The organism is Sulfurimonas gotlandica GD1 (assembly GCF_000242915.1).
GTDB lineage: Bacteria > Campylobacterota > Campylobacteria > Campylobacterales > Sulfurimonadaceae > Sulfurimonas > Sulfurimonas gotlandica.
This window is the reverse complement of the sequence record NZ_AFRZ01000001.1, coordinates 1,216,261-1,233,110: the sequence shown is the minus strand read 5'-3', so window position 1 is coordinate 1,233,110 and position 16,850 is coordinate 1,216,261. Positions and strand designations below refer to the sequence as shown.

14 protein-coding genes, 1 tRNA gene and 3 rRNA genes are annotated in these 16,850 nt (G+C 37.5%); 13 read left to right on the top strand and 5 right to left on the bottom strand.

Going from position 1 to position 16,850, the window contains the following annotated elements; genetic code table 11:
- Positions 1-42: 42 nt before the first annotated feature.
- Complete coding sequence (gene secG / locus SMGD1_RS06110; RefSeq protein WP_008336154.1) at positions 43-381, bottom strand: preprotein translocase subunit SecG; 339 nt, start codon at positions 379-381, stop codon at positions 43-45.
- Between the two features lie 92 nt (positions 382-473).
- Here secG and SMGD1_RS06105 point away from each other — a divergent pair, with 92 nt between their 5' ends.
- From SMGD1_RS06105 to SMGD1_RS06090, 4 genes are read left to right on the top strand one after another with little or no spacing between them, the layout of a single operon-like run.
- The gene (locus tag SMGD1_RS06105; protein WP_008335619.1) at positions 474-1,406 is read left to right on the top strand and encodes a metal ABC transporter substrate-binding protein; all 933 of its coding nucleotides are present in this window, start codon (positions 474-476) and stop codon (positions 1,404-1,406) included.
- Positions 1,403-2,167 carry a metal ABC transporter ATP-binding protein gene (locus SMGD1_RS06100; RefSeq protein ID WP_008336766.1) on the top strand — a complete coding sequence of 255 codons (765 nt, stop codon included), beginning with the start codon at positions 1,403-1,405 and terminating at the stop codon, positions 2,165-2,167. Before SMGD1_RS06105 ends, SMGD1_RS06100 begins: the two co-directional genes overlap by 4 nt.
- A gap of 8 nt (positions 2,168-2,175) precedes the next feature.
- Positions 2,176-2,973 carry a metal ABC transporter permease gene (locus SMGD1_RS06095; RefSeq protein ID WP_008335075.1) on the top strand — a complete coding sequence of 266 codons (798 nt, stop codon included), beginning with the start codon at positions 2,176-2,178 and terminating at the stop codon, positions 2,971-2,973.
- Positions 2,970-3,656 (top strand): methyltransferase domain-containing protein, encoded by a 687-nt coding sequence (locus SMGD1_RS06090; RefSeq protein WP_008335252.1) that lies wholly within the window; start codon positions 2,970-2,972, stop codon positions 3,654-3,656. The genes SMGD1_RS06095 and SMGD1_RS06090 overlap by 4 nt, the downstream gene beginning before the upstream one ends.
- On the opposite strand, the gene SMGD1_RS06085 is transcribed toward SMGD1_RS06090, so the two are convergent.
- Both SMGD1_RS06085 and SMGD1_RS06080 read right to left on the bottom strand, forming a co-directional pair.
- On the bottom strand, positions 3,640-4,056 hold the full coding sequence (locus SMGD1_RS06085; protein ID WP_171801004.1) for a thiamine-phosphate pyrophosphorylase: 417 nt from the start codon (positions 4,054-4,056) through the stop codon (positions 3,640-3,642). The two genes, SMGD1_RS06090 and SMGD1_RS06085, sit on opposite strands and share 17 nt — an antisense overlap.
- Positions 4,046-4,744 carry a Bax inhibitor-1/YccA family protein gene (locus SMGD1_RS06080; protein ID WP_008335626.1) on the bottom strand — a complete coding sequence of 233 codons (699 nt, stop codon included), beginning with the start codon at positions 4,742-4,744 and terminating at the stop codon, positions 4,046-4,048. The genes SMGD1_RS06085 and SMGD1_RS06080 overlap by 11 nt, the downstream gene beginning before the upstream one ends.
- Before the next feature lie 535 nt (positions 4,745-5,279).
- On the opposite strand from SMGD1_RS06080, the gene SMGD1_RS06075 reads away from it, so the two are divergent.
- The 8 genes from SMGD1_RS06075 to SMGD1_RS06040 all read left to right on the top strand — a co-directional run bounded on the left by SMGD1_RS06075 (position 5,280) and on the right by SMGD1_RS06040 (position 14,983).
- Positions 5,280-6,795: ribosomal RNA gene (locus SMGD1_RS06075) — 16S ribosomal RNA — on the top strand.
- A gap of 125 nt (positions 6,796-6,920) precedes the next feature.
- Positions 6,921-6,997 (top strand) — tRNA-Ile (locus SMGD1_RS06070).
- A 218-nt stretch (positions 6,998-7,215) separates the two neighbouring features.
- Positions 7,216-10,111: ribosomal RNA gene (locus SMGD1_RS06065) — 23S ribosomal RNA — on the top strand.
- Between the two features lie 193 nt (positions 10,112-10,304).
- Positions 10,305-10,420, top strand: a 5S ribosomal RNA gene (gene rrf, locus SMGD1_RS06060).
- Together the 16S, 23S and 5S rRNA genes with 1 tRNA gene alongside form the textbook arrangement of a ribosomal RNA operon.
- A 504-nt stretch (positions 10,421-10,924) precedes the next feature.
- A complete protein-coding gene (locus SMGD1_RS06055; protein ID WP_008335421.1) occupies positions 10,925-12,103 on the top strand; it encodes an OmpP1/FadL family transporter in 1,179 nt (392 codons plus the stop codon).
- 197 nt (positions 12,104-12,300) lie between these two features.
- Positions 12,301-13,302 carry a DUF302 domain-containing protein gene (locus tag SMGD1_RS06050; protein WP_008340917.1) on the top strand — a complete coding sequence of 334 codons (1,002 nt, stop codon included), beginning with the start codon at positions 12,301-12,303 and terminating at the stop codon, positions 13,300-13,302.
- Complete coding sequence (locus SMGD1_RS06045; protein WP_008336889.1) at positions 13,299-14,147, top strand: hypothetical protein; 849 nt, start codon at positions 13,299-13,301, stop codon at positions 14,145-14,147. The genes SMGD1_RS06050 and SMGD1_RS06045 overlap by 4 nt, the downstream gene beginning before the upstream one ends.
- 17 nt (positions 14,148-14,164) lie before the next feature.
- Positions 14,165-14,983 carry a hypothetical protein gene (locus SMGD1_RS06040; RefSeq protein ID WP_008335140.1) on the top strand — a complete coding sequence of 273 codons (819 nt, stop codon included), beginning with the start codon at positions 14,165-14,167 and terminating at the stop codon, positions 14,981-14,983.
- Between the two features lie 31 nt (positions 14,984-15,014).
- Here the strand turns inward: SMGD1_RS06040 and purM are convergent, their stop codons facing one another.
- Both purM and SMGD1_RS06030 read right to left on the bottom strand, forming a co-directional pair.
- The gene (gene purM / locus SMGD1_RS06035) at positions 15,015-16,010 is read right to left on the bottom strand and encodes a phosphoribosylformylglycinamidine cyclo-ligase (RefSeq protein ID WP_008336346.1); all 996 of its coding nucleotides are present in this window, start codon (positions 16,008-16,010) and stop codon (positions 15,015-15,017) included.
- Positions 16,011-16,208: a YgaP family membrane protein gene (locus tag SMGD1_RS06030; protein ID WP_008340913.1), complete on the bottom strand. Its 198-nt coding sequence runs from the start codon at positions 16,206-16,208 to the stop codon at positions 16,011-16,013.
- A gap of 94 nt (positions 16,209-16,302) precedes the next feature.
- Between SMGD1_RS06030 and SMGD1_RS06025 the strand changes: the two genes are divergently transcribed.
- Positions 16,303-16,848, top strand: coding sequence for a spermine/spermidine synthase domain-containing protein (locus SMGD1_RS06025; RefSeq protein WP_008335607.1), 546 nt, complete (start codon positions 16,303-16,305; stop codon positions 16,846-16,848).
- Positions 16,849-16,850 lie beyond the last annotated feature (2 nt).

Below are 16,850 nucleotides of genomic sequence, written 5' to 3'. Positions count from 1 at the left end.
AAATGGGAGTTTGAAGAGCTTAAAATAGTTGCAATAAAGCAACTATTTTGTAGCTGGAGTTTCGTCTTTAGCTGGTGCTACTACTGGTGTAGTTGCAACAGGAGCTACTACATTTGTAGTCTCGACCATGTTGTCAACTACAGAAGTTTGAGCAGTGCTAGAGTATAAGTAACCTAGAGCGATTGTATTTGAAACAAATAAAAAACCTATAAGAAATGTAGTTTTTGCTAAAAAACTATTTGGTCCTTTTGCACCAAACACAGACTCATTTGAGCCACTATATGCACCAAGACCGATGCTTGAGCTCTTTTGTAAAAGTACAGCTATTACTAGTATTACAACTAAAATTATCTGAACAATAAGTAAAAAACTAGTTGTCATTTATATATCCTAAGTTTGAAAAGTGGCGAATTATATCTAAAAAAACTAATTATTACAAAATAGGATATAATTTCAAAAAAAATTGGACAATTATGAAAGATTTTAGAAATATAATATTTGTTTTAGTAGTTGCTATTTTTCTTTTACAGATGTATGTTTCAGAGCAAGATGCAAAAGTTGAAATTAAAAATAAAAAACCAGCAGTTGCGCTCAGTACATTTGCGCTCTATGACATAGCTAAAAATATTTCGCAAAACACTTTAGACTTAGTAATGATTCTTCCTTTTGGTGTAGATGCTCACAGTTTTGAGCCGACACCAAAGCTTATGGCAAAAATAATGGGAAGTGATCTTGTCGTATATAGCGGAGCAGGGCTTGAACCATGGACTGCATCTTTTGATTTTAAATCAAAAACTATTGATATGAGCAAATCGGTTAAACTGCTAGAGCCTAAAGATGAACATGAAGAACATGCTCATCATGACCATGGACATGACGCAGTAGACCCACACTACTGGTTGGATATACAAAATATGATTAGTGCCACAAAGCTTATGAGTGTAGAGTTTATAAAATTATCTCCAGAGAATGAAGAGCTGTATAAAGTAAATACTCAAAAGTATATAGTAAAGTTAGAATCTATAGATGCTAAATACAAAAAATCACTTTCAAATTGTAAAAAAGAGACAATCATCGTAAATCACAATGCTTTTTCATATTTAAGCAACAACTATGGCTTTCATATAGAAGCATTAAGTGGATTATCTCCAGATGCACAGCCGAGTGCTAAGAATATGGTAAGACTGATAGAACACGTAAAAGAGCATGATGTTAAAATTGTTTTCTTTGAAAGTTTTGTTAGTGATAAAGCGATGAAAAGTATTGCACAAGAAGCACAAGTTAGTGTTGATGTGCTTCAACCTCTTGGAAATATTACAGCAGATGAAGCTAAAAAGAATCTAAGCTATGAAGATATTATGCTTGATAACTTAGTTAAAATATCTAAAGCTCTGGCCTGCGAATGAAATTTACACTACCAATCTTTGATGTAAAAAACTTATGCTTTAGCATTGGAGATCAAGAGATACTTTCACATATCTCTTTAGAAATTTTCGGTGCTGAATATATTGCAATTATTGGTCCGAATGGTGGTGGAAAAACAACGCTAATAAGAGTTCTTCTTGGTCTTGAAAAACCGACAAGAGGTGAAGCCAAAATTTTTGGAAAATCTATAAAAGATTTTAAAGAGTGGCATAAGATAGGTTATGTTCCACAACGAGCAACACACGTAGATGCTAACTTCCCAGGAAGCGTAGAAGATGTTGTAAATATGGGCAGGACTTCTCAGAGAAAACTGTTTTCAAGAATGAGTAAAGAAGATAAAGCTTGCGTGAAAGATGCAATGCATAAGATGGATGTTTACGACTTAAAAGATAAGATGATAGGGACTCTTTCAGGCGGACAGAGGCAAAGGGTTATGATAGCAAGGGCTTTGGCCTCAAAGCCAGAAATATTGATCCTTGATGAACCAAATACCGGTGTAGATATGACTTCTCAGAAAAAGTTCTATGCTCTTTTAAAGCAGTTAAATAAAGAAGAAAAAATCACTATTGTTTTTATAACGCACGATATAGGTGTTATAGCTGATGATATAGCAAGACTTTTTACTATTAATCAAAAAGCGATTATTTGTAACAACCCAAAAGAAGCTCTTAGTTGTGAAGAGATGAGTGCCCTATATGGTATAGAAGCACACCTTCTTCATAACCATAAGCATGAGCATTAGGGGTTGTGATGTTGGAAATGTTTGAATATGATTTTATGCAAAGAGCCTTTTTAGCAGGTATGATCATCGCAGTGCTTGCATCTGTTAGCGGCACATTTATTGTTCTTCGCCGCTACTCTATGATTAGTGAGACACTCGCTCACTCTGCTTTGGTTGGTGTGGCGGTAGGTCTTGTAGCTGGTTTAAATCCTTTATGGATGGCTGTAATTGTTTCAATATTATCAGCTTGGCTTATAGAGTATCTTCGTGCACATTTTTCACTTTACTCAGATGCTGTCTTAGCGATATTATTATCAGGCTCACTAGCTATAGCTGTGATTATAGTCTCCTTGGGCGGGGCTTTTAACAACTCTCTATTTTCTTATCTCTTTGGTTCTATTCTCTCTGTTAGCGGTGCGGACGTTATTACTATTTTAGTGTTTGGATTTTTGTGTTTAGGTATCTTATTGCTTTTTGCAAAAGAGTTTTACTTTATCGCTTATGATGAAGAAGTGGCAAAGACTAGTGGTATAAAAGTAAAGCTGTTGAATTTTTTACTTGTCAGCATCGTAGCAGTTATTATTGCTCTTTCTATTAGAGTAGTTGGCAGCTTACTAATTGGTGCTTTAATGGTTATCCCTACGGTCTCAGCCCTTCAGTACAGACAAGGCTTTGTTAGAACACTTCTTATATCTTTATTCTTTGCGTTATTTAGTGTGGCATCTGGAATGACGCTCTCTTTTTATTTTTCTCTTCCATCTGGTGCCACTATTGTCTTATCAGTTTTAGTAGTTTTTATAATTTCATTAATTGTTAACAAGCGATGAGAGTAAGTTCAGAATTTTCTAAACACGCACAACATTATGGTTCTTATAATGTTATTCAAAATAAAGTTATAGATAGACTATTGAAAAAAGTCAAACATAAACCTAAGAATATTTTAGATTTAGGTTGCGGCAGTGGAGCACTGCATAATAGTATTAAATGGAAGTATAAGCACTTTACAGGTGTCGACTTTGCTCCTGGAATGCTAGAGTTGCATCCAAAGGCAAAAAACTGTGAGTGTATTTATGGTGATTTTAATGATACTACTCTTTTTGAAAATCTATTAACATATAGATATGATTATATATTTTCAGCATCTGCTCTTCAGTGGGCAGATAATCTTGATATGGTTTTTAAAAATATTAAGAGTTTAAATGCTCCTATATCCCTCGCTATCTTCAGTGCAAATACTTTTAAGACCCTAAATGAAACAGCAGGTCTAACCCCACTATTGAGAAGTGCACAAATGATAGATGAACTTCAAAAGAAGTATTTTGATGCTGAGTTAGAAATTGTAGAATATAAATTAGAGTTTGAATCTACTAGAAATATGTTTAAGTACATAAAAAATAGTGGAGTAAGTGGTTCAAGAAAAGTATTAGATTATAAACAAACTAAGAAATTAATGCAGGACTATCCTCTAAATTACCTAGAGTTCGAAGTAGTATTTATTCACTCTCGTTAAGTACTATCTCTTTTTCTAAGTTATATAACTCATATCTTATATATTTAAAATTCTCACTATAAGTTGCATTATGAAGCTTGAAAAGCTCTTCTAAAACTCTAGAAGACTCTTGTGCTCTTTTAAAGTTCGCAATAATAATGCTTTTAATGTCTGTGCGATTAAGTTCACTTTTTGTGGTTGGACGAAGTACATCATTAATACTGTCTCTATGTGTAAGCAGTTGATTTATCTCTTCAATGCGAGATTTATGTCTAAGTTGTTTGAGTTTAGATGAGAAGTCTTTGTTATTATCTCGATATCGCATAATATCTTCAACAACGCGTATGCCTTCTTTTAAGCGGTTGAGGTTAGCATCTATCACCCGAAAAAGTTCAGGTGATAGTTGTTTGCTAGTCGTCATTACCAAAAATGCCGAATAGGTGAAGTAGTGAAGTGAAGATATTTAAAAAATCTAAATAAAGTGCAATCGCTCCATCAATAGGAGTTTCATATGCGCCTTTCATAATGTTTTGAGTGTCATACACAACTAAGATGCTAAATAAAAATACTACAGCACCAGAGATCAGAACACTAAGCATTGGATTGCCTAAAAAGATATTTACAATTGAGAAACCAATAATTACAACTAGAGCAATCATTAAGGGTTTACCATAACTCGTAAAATCTTTTGTAGTTTTAATAGCATAAAAGCTCATTGCACCAAATACTATAGATGTCATTGCAAATGCATTACCAATAATAGTACCACCACCGCTCATACCAAGAGTTTTTGCAAGTAATGGAGCAAGCATTAATCCTGTCATAAATACAAAGCCAAACATAACCATAAGATTAATCCCAGGCTTATGCTTTACAAAGTGTAGTCCTATAAGAAGACCAATCTCTAAAATAAACAGTGGTATAAACCAAGCTGCAATAGTTCCTGCAAAAGGAACACCAACGTAAGCGCCAACTGCGCCAGCCATCATTGAGGCAGCAAACAGTTTGTATGTCTCTTTAACAAAAGAGATGATTTGTGTGTCACTTTTAGACGCACTTTCATAAGCAAAAGAGTTACCTCTTGCATAATCACGATCATAAAGTCCCATATTTTTTCCTCATAATAATATTGTTTGTAAGAATTCTATATATAAAGAGTTAATGCATAGCAACAATACTTTTAATTTCTTTATACTTATGTAAGGAAATAATAACTAATGTTAAAAAGTATTGTAAAAGATAAACAACTTTTAAACTTCTCCGAAACTTCCCAACCGATTAAGATTCTTCTAAGCAACAACCCCCTATAATTCCCATCCACAAACAAAGAGACCTTGTCAAAAAGGCCTAGAGAGACTTCGAGTTGAAGCTTTTGAGATTGTTTGAGATCATTGAAAACTAAGCAAGTAAATAGACTTAATAACTAACGAAACAAGTTAGCGATTAGGCATTAATAAGTTTACTTAGAAATAACTAATTAACAACAACCGTCTATTCTATTTGAATCCAGCAATGGATCCCAATAGTATAGATACATACAAAGTCCACAGACTGTTCACGCGGTTTGTGGCAACAAAGCCAATGATTTTTAAATCTTGGGCAAAGATCAGTAATTTCACAGCAATGTGATCTTTACATAATTCAATTATGGAGAGTTTGATCCTGGCTCAGAGTGAACGCTGGCGGCGTGCTTAACACATGCAAGTCGAACGATGATTAAGAGCTTGCTCTTATGATTAGTGGCGCACGGGTGAGTAATATATAGTTAATGTACCTCGAAGACCGGGATAGCCATTGGAAACGATGATTAATACTGGATACTCCTTCTAAACTCAAGTTTAGTCGGGAAACGTTTTTTCGCTTCGAGATCAGTCTATATCCCATCAGTTTGTTGGTGAGGTAATGGCTCACCAAGGCAATGACGGGTAGCGGGTTTGAGAGGATGATCCGCCACACTGGTACTGAGACACGGACCAGACTCCTACGGGAGGCAGCAGTGAGGAATATTGCACAATGGGGGAAACCCTGATGCAGCAACGCCGCGTGGAGGATGACGCATTTCGGTGTGTAAACTCCTTTTATGAGTCAAGAAAATGACGGTAGCTCATGAATAAGCACCGGCTAACTCCGTGCCAGCAGCCGCGGTAATACGGAGGGTGCAAGCGTTACTCGGAATCACTGGGCGTAAAGGACGCGTAGGCGGGCTTGTAAGTCAGATGTGAAATCCAATGGCTCAACCATTGAACTGCATTTGAAACTACGAGTCTAGAGTATGGGAGGGGGAGATGGAATTAGTGGTGTAGGGGTAAAATCCGTAGATATCACTAGGAATACCGAAAGCGAAGGCGATCTCCTGGAACATTACTGACGCTAAGGCGTGAAAGCGTGGGGAGCAAACGGGATTAGATACCCCGGTAGTCCACGCCCTAAACGATGAACACTAGTCGTCGGGATGCTTGTCATCTCGGTGATGCACTTAACAGATTAAGTGTTCCGCCTGGGGAGTACGGTCGCAAGATTAAAACTCAAAGGAATAGACGGGGACCCGCACAAGTGGTGGAGCATGTGGTTTAATTCGAAGATACGCGAAGAACCTTACCTAGCCTTGACATTGATAGAATCTTTCAGAGATGAGAGAGTGCCCTTCGGGGAGCTTGAAAACAGGTGCTGCACGGCTGTCGTCAGCTCGTGTCGTGAGATGTTGGGTTAAGTCCCGCAACGAGCGCAACCCTCGTCCTTAGTTGCCAGCAGGTTAAGCTGGGCACTCTAGGGAGACTGCCTTCGCAAGGAGGAGGAAGGTGAGGACGACGTCAAGTCATCATGGCCCTTATGGCTAGGGCTACACACGTGCTACAATGGGGCGTACAGAGTGTTGCGATACCGCGAGGTGGAGCCAATCACTTAAAGCGTCTCTCAGTTCGGATTGGAGTCTGCAACTCGACTCCATGAAGCTGGAATCACTAGTAATCGTAGATCAGCAATGCTACGGTGAATACGTTCCCGGGTCTTGTACTCACCGCCCGTCACACCATGGGAGTTGATTTCACCCGAAATTGGGAAGCTAACCTTCGGGAGGCTACCACTTACGGTGGAATTAGCGACTGGGGTGAAGTCGTAACAAGGTAACCGTAGGAGAACCTGCGGTTGGATCACCTCCTTTCTAGAGTAAAGAGAGATCATTCGTTTGATCATCTTACAAAGAAAATCTCACAGAGATGTTAGTTATTAGTTTATTACTTGCTTAGTTTTCAGTGATCAGAGTTCATTTGAATTAAAAGTACATTCGGGCCTATAGCTCAGCTGGTTAGAGTGCACCCCTGATAAGGGTGAGGTCCCAGGTTCAAGTCCTGGTAGGCCCACCATTTTTGATAAAATCAAATATAAGTTCTTAAATATAAGAGTTTATATTTGGTTTTAAAACCAAAAAGTTCATTAAATTATAATTGTTAAAGTCAACATATATAAGAGATAAAAGAATTTATTCAATTATTAATTATATTACTAAATAACTACAAAATCAACAGGATCTGTCTTGGATGATGTATAAGTACATTAAACAAGGTAGTGAACGCAAATTAGAAAAAAAGATATTAAGGGCCATAGGTGGATGCCTTGGCTAGTAGAGGCGATGAAAGACGTATCAGGCTGCGATAAGCCTCGGGGAGCTGCCAAAGAGCTTTGATCCGGGGATTTCTGAATGGGGCAACCCAGCATGGTGCGAATCATGTTACCCTTTCGAGGGGGCGAACTCAGGGAAGTGAAACATCTCAGTACCTGAAGGAAAAGAAATCAAACGAGATTCCCAAAGTAGCGGCGAGCGAAATGGGATTAGGGCTGTTAGTGATAATATATTTGTTAGGTGAACACTTTGGAAAGAGTGAGCATAGAGGGTGATACTCCTGTAACCGAAAACATTTATATGGTACTAGATTAACGAACGAGTAGGTCGGGACACGTGTTATCTTGACTGAATATGGGGGGACCACCCTCCAACCCTAAATACTACTACTAGACCGATAGCGAACAAGTACCGTGAGGGAAAGGTGAAAAGGACCGCGGTGAGCGGAGTGAAATAGAACCTGAAACCTATGGCTTACAATCATTCGGAGCACTATTGTCGTAAGACAAGTGTGACGGACTGCCTTTTGCATAATGAGCCTGCGAGTTGTGGTATCTGGCAAGGTTAATCGAACGAGAAGCCGTAGCGAAAGCGAGTCTTAATAGGGCGAATTAGTCAGATGCTGCAGACCCGAAACTAAGTGATCTATCCATGAGCAGGTTGAAGCTGGTGTAAGAGCCAGTGGAGGACCGAACGGGTAAAGGTTGAAAACTTTTCCGATGACTTGTGGATAGGGGTGAAAGGCCAATCAAACTTAGTGATAGCTGGTTCTCTCCGAAATATATTTAGGTATAGCCTCGAGCATTAGCATGAAGGGGTAGAGCACTGACAGGGCTAGGGCTGCTTACCGCGGTACCAAACCCTATCAAACTCCGAATACTTCATGTGTAACCTCGGGAGTCAGGCGGTGGGTGATAAAATCCATCGTCGAGAGGGGAACAACCCAGACTAGCAGCTAAGGTCCCAAAGTCTTGTCTAAGTGGAAAAGGATGTGGAGTTGCTGTGACAACCAGGAGGTTGGCTTAGAAGCAGCCATCCTTTAAAGAAAGCGTAACAGCTCACTGGTCTAGCGATTCTGCGCCGAAAATATAACGGGGCTAAGACAAGCACCGAAGCTCTAGATTTGAGATTTATCTCAAGTGGTAGGAGAGCGTTCCATTCAGCGTTGAAGGTACACCGGTAAGGAGTGCTGGAGCGGATGGAAGTGAGCATGCAGGCATGAGTAGCGAGAAAAGGGATGAGAATTCCCTTCGCCGTAAACCCAAGGTTTCCTACGCGATGCTCGTCATCGTAGGGTTAGTCGGGACCTAAGTCGAGTCCGAAAGGGGTAGACGATGGCAAATCGGTTAATATTCCGATACCGACGGTTGTTCGTTTGAGTGATGGGGGGACGCATAGAGTTAATCGAGCTCGCTGATGGAATAGCGGGTCGAAGGACGTAGGTCGAGAAGTAGGCAAATCCGCTTCTCATGAGACCGAGATCTTACAGGCCGAGCAATATCTTCGGATAGCGCTTGGAATCGATGATACTGTCGTGCCGAGAAAAGCCTCTAAACGAGAACAACCGTTGCCCGTACCGTAAACCAACACAGGTGGGTGAGATGAGTATTCTAAGGCGCGTGGATGAACCCTGGTTAAGGAACTCTGCAAACTAGCACCGTATCTTCGGTATAAGGTGTGCCCTGTTTGTTAGGAGATTTACTCTCCAAAGCGAATAAGGGTCGCAGCAAAGTGTCCCTCCCGACTGTTTACCAAAAACACAGCACTCTGCTAACTCGTAAGAGGATGTATAGGGTGTGACGCCTGCCCGGTGCTTGAATGTTAAATGGATTGCTTAGCTTTGCGAAGGCATGAAATGAAGCACAAGTAAACGGCGGCCGTAACTATAACGGTCCTAAGGTAGCGAAATTCCTTGTCGGTTAAATACCGACCTGCATGAATGGCGTAACGAGATGGGAGCTGTCTCAACCAGGGATCCAGTGAAATTGTAGTGGAGGTGAAAATTCCTCCTACCCGCGGAAAGACGGAAAGACCCCGTGCACCTTTACTATAGCTTGACACTGCTATTGGGATATTCATGTGCAGGATAGGTGGGAGCCATTGATTCTACGACGCCAGTTGTAGATGAGGCATCCTTGAGATACCACCCTTGAATATTCTGATAGCTAACTCCGTACGATTATCTCGTGCGAGGACAATGTCTGGTGGGTAGTTTGACTGGGGCGGTCGCCTCCTAAAAAGTAACGGAGGCTTACAAAGTTCGGCTCAGGTGGGTTGGAAATCCACCGTAGAGTATAATGGCACAAGCCGGACTGACTGTAAGACATACAAGTCGAGCAGAGTCGAAAGACGGTCATAGTGATCCGGTGGTTCTGTGTGGAAGGGCCATCGCTCAAAGGATAAAAGGTACGCCGGGGATAACAGGCTGATCTCCCCCAAGAGCTCACATCGACGGGGAGGTTTGGCACCTCGATGTCGGCTCATCGCATCCTGGGGCTGGAGCAGGTCCCAAGGGTATGGCTGTTCGCCATTTAAAGCGGTACGCGAGCTGGGTTCAGAACGTCGTGAGACAGTTCGGTCCCTATCTTCCGTGGGCGTAGGAACGTTGAAGAGAGCTGACCCTAGTACGAGAGGACCGGGTTGGACATGCCACTGGTGCACCAGTTGTTCTGCCAAGAGCATCGCTGGGTAGCTACGCATGGATGAGATAACCGCTGAAAGCATCTAAGCGGGAAGCCAACTTTAAGATGAACGTTCCCTGAAGTACGCTTGAAGACTACAAGCTTGATAGGCTGGGTGTGTACGCAGAGTAATCTGTTTAGCTGACCAGTACTAATAGTACGTTTGTCTTTTTTTAGTTCACTACCTTGTTTAGTGTATTACATAATATACATATAGTTATTTAGAAAAAACATGTTGACTTTAGTCCTATGCTTTGAAATGGCATACGACACACGACAATCATAACTTAATGAGAAATCATTAATACCCCTTTATTGACTCAATACAGTCAAGTAAAAGAACATCTAGGTGTCTTTTTACTTGATTGTCTAGGTGGCTATAGAGAGAGGGAAACGCCTGGCTCCATTCCGAACCCAGAAGCTAAGCCTCTCATCGCTGATAATACTGATCCTTGCAGGATTGGAAACGTAGGTCGCTGCCTAGTTGATCAATTTTACTTTCTCTTCTTTACTTAATCAATCCAATTTATCTTTAGCATGATTTATTCATTTCTTTTACATTTACTTACTTTAATACATTATATAACTTTGAATAACCTATTTTATTGTATGTTTTTGATCGTTTCCATCACATAAATGTTACTACAGATAGTTTTGTTACTGTTTTGTAACTTAATTGTGATAATATTGTTACAATTGTACACAGTGCCATAAAATTATCACAAATTTTATATTTTATATATATTATACTTTTAATAATAAATCATATAAAAAACTTATAATAATATCATTAAACTATACAATAATATGTTTATATTATCTTTTACATATTATTGTATTATTATAATCTATTTTCATATAAATTTTATAATAATTTTTTATATAACTAATTTTTTTTTTAAGACTTAGTTAAATTTAACTCTCCTATAATGCTTGCAGATGAAATAGTTTATCTATTTTAAATACTTATATTACTCGTAGGAGAGAAAATGAAAAAAACAATTAAGTTAGCTCTAGTAGCTGCATTAGCTTTAGGTGCAACATCTGCATTCGCAACAAATGGTTCAAATCTAATTGGTGTTGGTGCTAAAGCACGTGGTATGGGTGGAGCTGGTATTGGTGTAGCTCATGGTGCTGAATCTGCTTTAGCAAATGCTGCTTTAATTACTTCTGTAGAAAATACTGAAATGTCTTTTGGTGGTACGATATTCATGCCAAAAGTTTCTTTTGATAATGGTGGTGGAGCTGGTTCAAAAGATAGTAAGGCAGACATGAATGTTATTCCTTCTGTTTCTATAGCAAGTAAAGTTAATGATAACTTTTATTGGGGTATTGGAATGTGGGGAACTGCTGGTATGGGTGTTGACTATAGAACAGAACAAGCTAATTTTAAAATGGTTACTAACTTACAATTAATGCAGTTTGGTGTGCCACTAGCATATACTATGAATAACTTCAGCGTAGCTCTTACACCACTTTTACAATATGGTGCATTAGATATTGATTATAATACAAACGGAACAACAGCTGGAAAATTTGGGACAGGTGTAGCTCAAGACTTACAGTTTGGTTATAACCTAGGATTAGCTTATGAAATTGCTGGTGCAACAATTGGTGCTACTTATAAATCACAAATAGATATGAATTATAATGGTGTATTATCTGGTGCAGGTACTCTTTTTGGTTTAACACTTGGTGATGAATTATCTACACCTGCCGAAATAGGCGTTGGTATTAGTTATAAAATGAAAGAGCATACTATTGCTTTCGATTATAAGCAAATTAAATGGTCAGATGCAAAAGGTTATAAAGACTTTAAATGGGATGATCAGAGTGTATATGTATTAGGTTACGAGTATGCTACAAGTGGATGGGCAGCACGTGCTGGTTATAACTATGCTAAGAGTCCAATTACTGATCAAGGTGTTGCTAATACAGCAATAAATACGTTGAATTTATTAGGTTTTCCTGGTATAGTTGAGTCTCATATTACTATTGGTGGTACATTCAATGCTAGTAAAACTACTTCTATAGATTTAGCTTATGTTTATTCTCCAGAAGTTAGTCAGACTGTAACTGCATCAAATGCTCCTAGTCCAGGAACAAGAGAAACTACAGTTAAACATTCACAGACAGCTTTAACTGTAGCTTTAAACTACGCATTCTAATCACTAGAAAAACATAAATTCTTCTTCATTCTAAATGTCGCCTTTTTTGGCGACATCCTGTTTTTACACCCTTTATAAATAATCATTATTTGACATATAAAATTTGCATATATCATAACTTTTTATGATACAATAATTACAGAAATTTGTGATAATATTGTGATAAGCTTCACAAATAATTTAATTAAGGAAATCAAATGATAAAAAAACTTCTTAAAACAGCACTAGTGTTATCAACTATAGCGACTATTGCTTTTGGTGCAGAAGCAACTAGATTTAATGTAGTTGATGGAAATGCAGAAGCGCAATACAACAGTATGATTAATAAAAAAATTGGGAGTGTAGGTTTTGTACTTTCTGATCCACACGAGAGAATTAATGATGCATATAAAAAGAAGTATGGGTCAAAAACTTTAGATGATGGCAAGCCTAACGATGCTTATGATTCAGCATGGGAAGAGACTTTAGATAATCTTGGTTTTTTCTCTATCGCCAATGATGTTAAATTAAGAGAACTTCTTATTACAAATCCAGAACTTGGTGGTTTTTCTCCTTTTAATCTTCATGTATACAAAAAGAAAAATGAAAATAAAACTTATGTTGGACATTTGGCACCAACAGTAATGCTAGATATTGTTGGCGTGAAAGATGCAGCTGTTAGAACAAAATTTGCAGCAATGTTTCCTGCTCTTGATGAGTTAGTGCAAAAAGAGATAGGCGGAAAAGTTGAGACAACTGAGTATACAACTCTTCCAGCAACTCCGATGATGAATTTTGAGATTACATTCGACAGACCTGCTGATTTAACTGAATATATTGATGAGTTTCAAGGAAATTTTGAGGCTGCATTCGAAGAGAAGAAATATATCATTGCCGGTTATAAAAATTTCAAAGAGTCTTATAATGACTTAGAATTAGACTTCGGTAAATATGACGCATATTTTGTTTACTCTTTATGCCACTTTACTTACTCGTATAATATTTTTAATAAAGGTCGTCCAGATGCTGGTGCCTTTGCTCCTTGTTCAATGTATATGTACATAGAGAAAGATTCAAATAAATTAATAATTGGTATGCCAAAGCTTGCAAATTGGACTGCTGTACTGAATATGAAAGATGAAGTTATGAATAAATCAGTTGAAGATTTAGATAAAGAGATTATCGAAATTATGATTGGTTTAGGAGCAAAAGAGATATGACAAAGACAATAGCAGCTTTATTATCAGCGACAGTATTAATTTTTTCTGGTTGTGGAAGTAGTACAGGCCCAGAAGTTGCAAAGACAGGCTATGAAGGAAAAAAAATAAATACTTACCTTCAGGGCCTACATGTAGATGTTGATACTGCCAAAAGTAAGCTTGAAGCTGCTGGTTTTGAAATAGTTGCTACGTATACTCCTGTAAAAGGTGGTACTACAGTTATATTTACAAACAGTGAACTAAAAGCTGAAGCTGCTAAACCTAAGAGAGCTCAAGCTGCTATTTTACGTCTATTTATAGATGATAAAGAAAAAACAATTAGTTTTAATAACCCAGTTTATTTTGGTAAAGCATATATGCAAGGTGAGTATAATCATGCAGTGTTTAATGCACAACTAGAGAAAATCAATGCTGCATTTCCTGATTTAAAACCTTCCGTTGATGTTTGGGATTTTGATGCTTTAGCTACTTATCACTTTATGGTAAGTATGCCTTACTTTGAGGATACTGATTTACTTGGTGAAGGTACAAATGAAGAGTTATTAGCAAAGGCAAATGCTTACAAAAAAGGGAAACTTAAAATATTTCAGATGAAACTTTCAGATAACAGTTATCTATTAGGCTATGAGCTAGGAAGTAGAACGTCCAAGTTTACTAGTAAAATCGGTAGAGCTAATGCTGGTTTACTTCCATGGACTATAGTTATTGAAGATGGCAAAGCAACAGCATTGAGTGCTAAATATCATATAGCTATTAGCTATCCACTTTTAGATATGAGTGGTTTTATGGGAATTATGACCGTACCAGGTGCAGTTGTTAATGATTTACAAAAAACTTTTAAATAGTCAAAAAGGATAATTAGATGAAAAAGATAATTGTAGCTGTAGTATATTATATGTTTTTGTTTTTTGGAATTACTTCTGTGTCAGCAAGTGATAAGATAAGTGCTTATTTATTAGGTAGCCAAGTTGAAGTTAGTGTTGCAAAAACTAAACTTCAAGATGCCGGTTTTGAAGTTATTGCTTCTTATGAGCCAGTAAAAAATGGTACTACACTTATCTTTACAAATGATGCGCTTAAAGCAGAGGGAGCTAAACCTAAGCGTTCTCATGTTGCTATTCTTCGTATGTTTATTGATGATAAAGAAAAAACTATCAGCATCACAAATCCAATTTATTTTGGAAGAGCATTTATGCAAGATTACTATAAAGAAGATGTATTTATCGCACAGTATGAAAAGATTAATAGTGCATTCGCAAATTTAAAAGGCTCTAAAGATTCTTTAGACTTTGATGATTTGGCTACTTTTCATTTTATGATGGGGATGCCGTATTATGAAGATCCTGATGAGTTGGCAACTGGTTCAAATGAAGAACTGCTTGCTAAGGCAAAGAATTATAAAGAAGGTAAACTTTTAATCTTCGAGTTGAAACTTTCAGATAAATGTACCCTTCTGGGGTATGAACTTGGAGATAATACAAAGAAGTTTATTGAAAAGACAGGTCGTGTAAATGCTTCAGTTCTTCCATATTGTATATCCATAGAAGATGGAGCAGCAACTTCTTTAGCTGCTAAGTATTATTTGGCAGTATCTTATCCATTGCTTTCAATGGGTGAGTTTATGACTATTTCAAGTGTTCCAGGAGAAATTGAAAATGATTTGAAACAACCTTTTGAATAAGGTTCTTTCATTTAGCACAAGAAGCGATGGCTTATACCATCAATGCTTCTCTAGCACCCTCTTTAATTTCACCAATCAGATAACCATCAGTCTCAGCTAAAACTTTTTCAACATTAGCATCTTCAACAACTAAAATCATTCCAACACCCATATTAAATGCTCTAAACATTTCATCACGATCAACATGTGCTGACATTAGTTCAAATATAGGCAGTACTTTAATAGCATCTTTTTGAACTTCTGCCATCAGATTCTCAGGAAGAACACGAGGTAAGTTTTCAATAATACCGCCACCAGTAATATGCGCCATTGCTACTATTTCATTTTTTAGTGCTTTAAATGTTTTAACATAGATATTTGTAGGCTCTAAAAGAGTTTCAATAAGCGGTTTGCCGTTAAAGTCATCTTCAAATTTCATACCCATTTTGTCAAATAGTACTTTACGTGCTAGAGAGAAACCATTTGAGTGAAGGCCAGAACTTGGAAGAGCTATCAGTTTGTGACCTGCACGTACTAATGAAACTCTATCCATCTCAGATTTCTCAGCTACACCAACTGCAAAACCAGCTAAATCGTAATCATTTTCAGAGTACATTCCTGGCATCTCAGCAGTCTCTCCACCAATAAGTGCACATTCACTTCTGATACAACCCTCAGCTATACCTGCAACTACGCTTGTAGCAACATTAACGTCAAGCTTTCCTGTAGCGTAGTAGTCAAGGAAGAAAGAAGGAGTCCCAAAGTTACAAAGAAGGTCATTTACGCACATAGCAACTAAGTCAATTCCTACTGTGTTGTGTATACCGCTATCTATAGCAAGTTTAAGCTTTGTTCCAACTCCATCAGTTGCTGCAAGCATCACAGGTTCTTTAAATCCTTTTGGAAGTTCAAATGCACCTGCAAAAGATCCAATACCACCAATAACACCAGGAATTTTTGTAGATTTTACTAATGGTTTAATATTTTCAACAAAACTATTACCTGCATCTATATCAACACCGGCATCTTTATAACTTATTTGACTCATTTAGTCCTCCGAATTATTTGGCATATCGCACTTTTTACTAATGATACAAAGAGGACAGAAGTTAGCAATACCTGCAATAAGAGGAATAACTCCAAGATAGAACCAGTAGATTCCAGTAATAACGCCAGTAGCGATTAATGCTAAACCTATAAAAATACGAAAAACTCTACAAAACTTTCTTATTTTGTTATAGTCCATTTAATACCCTTAATTTTTTTGTAATTATATCTATATTAAGTAAAATTAATCCTAATATGCTAAAATCGCAGTAATTAAACAAGGAATTATTAAAATGAAAGAATTTATATACCCTGAAATGATGGTACACGTTCCATTATGTACTAGTAAAAATCCACAAGAAGTTTTAATCGTTAGCGATAATATTGATTTGCTTGCAAAAGAGATGCTTAAGCATAATGATATTAATACAAGAGCAGTAGAGTGTTCACTTGACGCTATTCGTAATTTAGATGATTCAAGTGTTGATGTAATCATCTGTGAAATGAGTTCAGATGCTGCACTTTTAGCGCACATCAATCGTGTTTTGAAAGAGGATGGTCAACTCTCAATTACTCATCCTTCTTTAGATGAAGTTGAAGCCAATAAAGCTATCTTGCATATTTTAGGAAAATACTTTAAAGTAATAATGCCGTATAATATCGGTAATGGTTCAACAGCACTTTTAGCTTCTAAAGAGTATCACCCGACAGCAGATCTAAATCTGCACCGTGCTGATATGTTAGATGGTAATCAGTTTTATAACTGTGACATTCATATAGCTTCGTTTGCGATGGGTAACTACATTCGTAAAGAGTACTTAGGAATTATAAAAAATTAATA

What these genes read in the sequence shown, in the direction of transcription:
- SMGD1_RS06055 (WP_008335421.1), top strand. Translation starts at nt 10,925, where the DNA reads ATGAAAAAAACAATTAAGTTAGCTCTAGTAGCTGCATTAGCTTTAGGT.
- SMGD1_RS06045 (WP_008336889.1), top strand. Translation starts at nt 13,299, where the DNA reads ATGACAAAGACAATAGCAGCTTTATTATCAGCGACAGTATTAATTTTT.
- SMGD1_RS06085 (WP_171801004.1), bottom strand. Translation starts at nt 4,056, where the DNA reads ATGACGACTAGCAAACAACTATCACCTGAACTTTTTCGGGTGATAGAT.
- SMGD1_RS06025 (WP_008335607.1), top strand. Translation starts at nt 16,303, where the DNA reads ATGAAAGAATTTATATACCCTGAAATGATGGTACACGTTCCATTATGT.
- SMGD1_RS06090 (WP_008335252.1), top strand. Translation starts at nt 2,970, where the DNA reads ATGAGAGTAAGTTCAGAATTTTCTAAACACGCACAACATTATGGTTCT.
- secG (WP_008336154.1), bottom strand. Translation starts at nt 381, where the DNA reads ATGACAACTAGTTTTTTACTTATTGTTCAGATAATTTTAGTTGTAATA.
- SMGD1_RS06080 (WP_008335626.1), bottom strand. Translation starts at nt 4,744, where the DNA reads ATGGGACTTTATGATCGTGATTATGCAAGAGGTAACTCTTTTGCTTAT.
- SMGD1_RS06095 (WP_008335075.1), top strand. Translation starts at nt 2,176, where the DNA reads ATGTTGGAAATGTTTGAATATGATTTTATGCAAAGAGCCTTTTTAGCA.
- SMGD1_RS06040 (WP_008335140.1), top strand. Translation starts at nt 14,165, where the DNA reads ATGAAAAAGATAATTGTAGCTGTAGTATATTATATGTTTTTGTTTTTT.
- purM (WP_008336346.1), bottom strand. Translation starts at nt 16,010, where the DNA reads ATGAGTCAAATAAGTTATAAAGATGCCGGTGTTGATATAGATGCAGGT.
- SMGD1_RS06030 (WP_008340913.1), bottom strand. Translation starts at nt 16,208, where the DNA reads ATGGACTATAACAAAATAAGAAAGTTTTGTAGAGTTTTTCGTATTTTT.
- SMGD1_RS06105 (WP_008335619.1), top strand. Translation starts at nt 474, where the DNA reads ATGAAAGATTTTAGAAATATAATATTTGTTTTAGTAGTTGCTATTTTT.
- SMGD1_RS06050 (WP_008340917.1), top strand. Translation starts at nt 12,301, where the DNA reads ATGATAAAAAAACTTCTTAAAACAGCACTAGTGTTATCAACTATAGCG.
- SMGD1_RS06100 (WP_008336766.1), top strand. Translation starts at nt 1,403, where the DNA reads ATGAAATTTACACTACCAATCTTTGATGTAAAAAACTTATGCTTTAGC.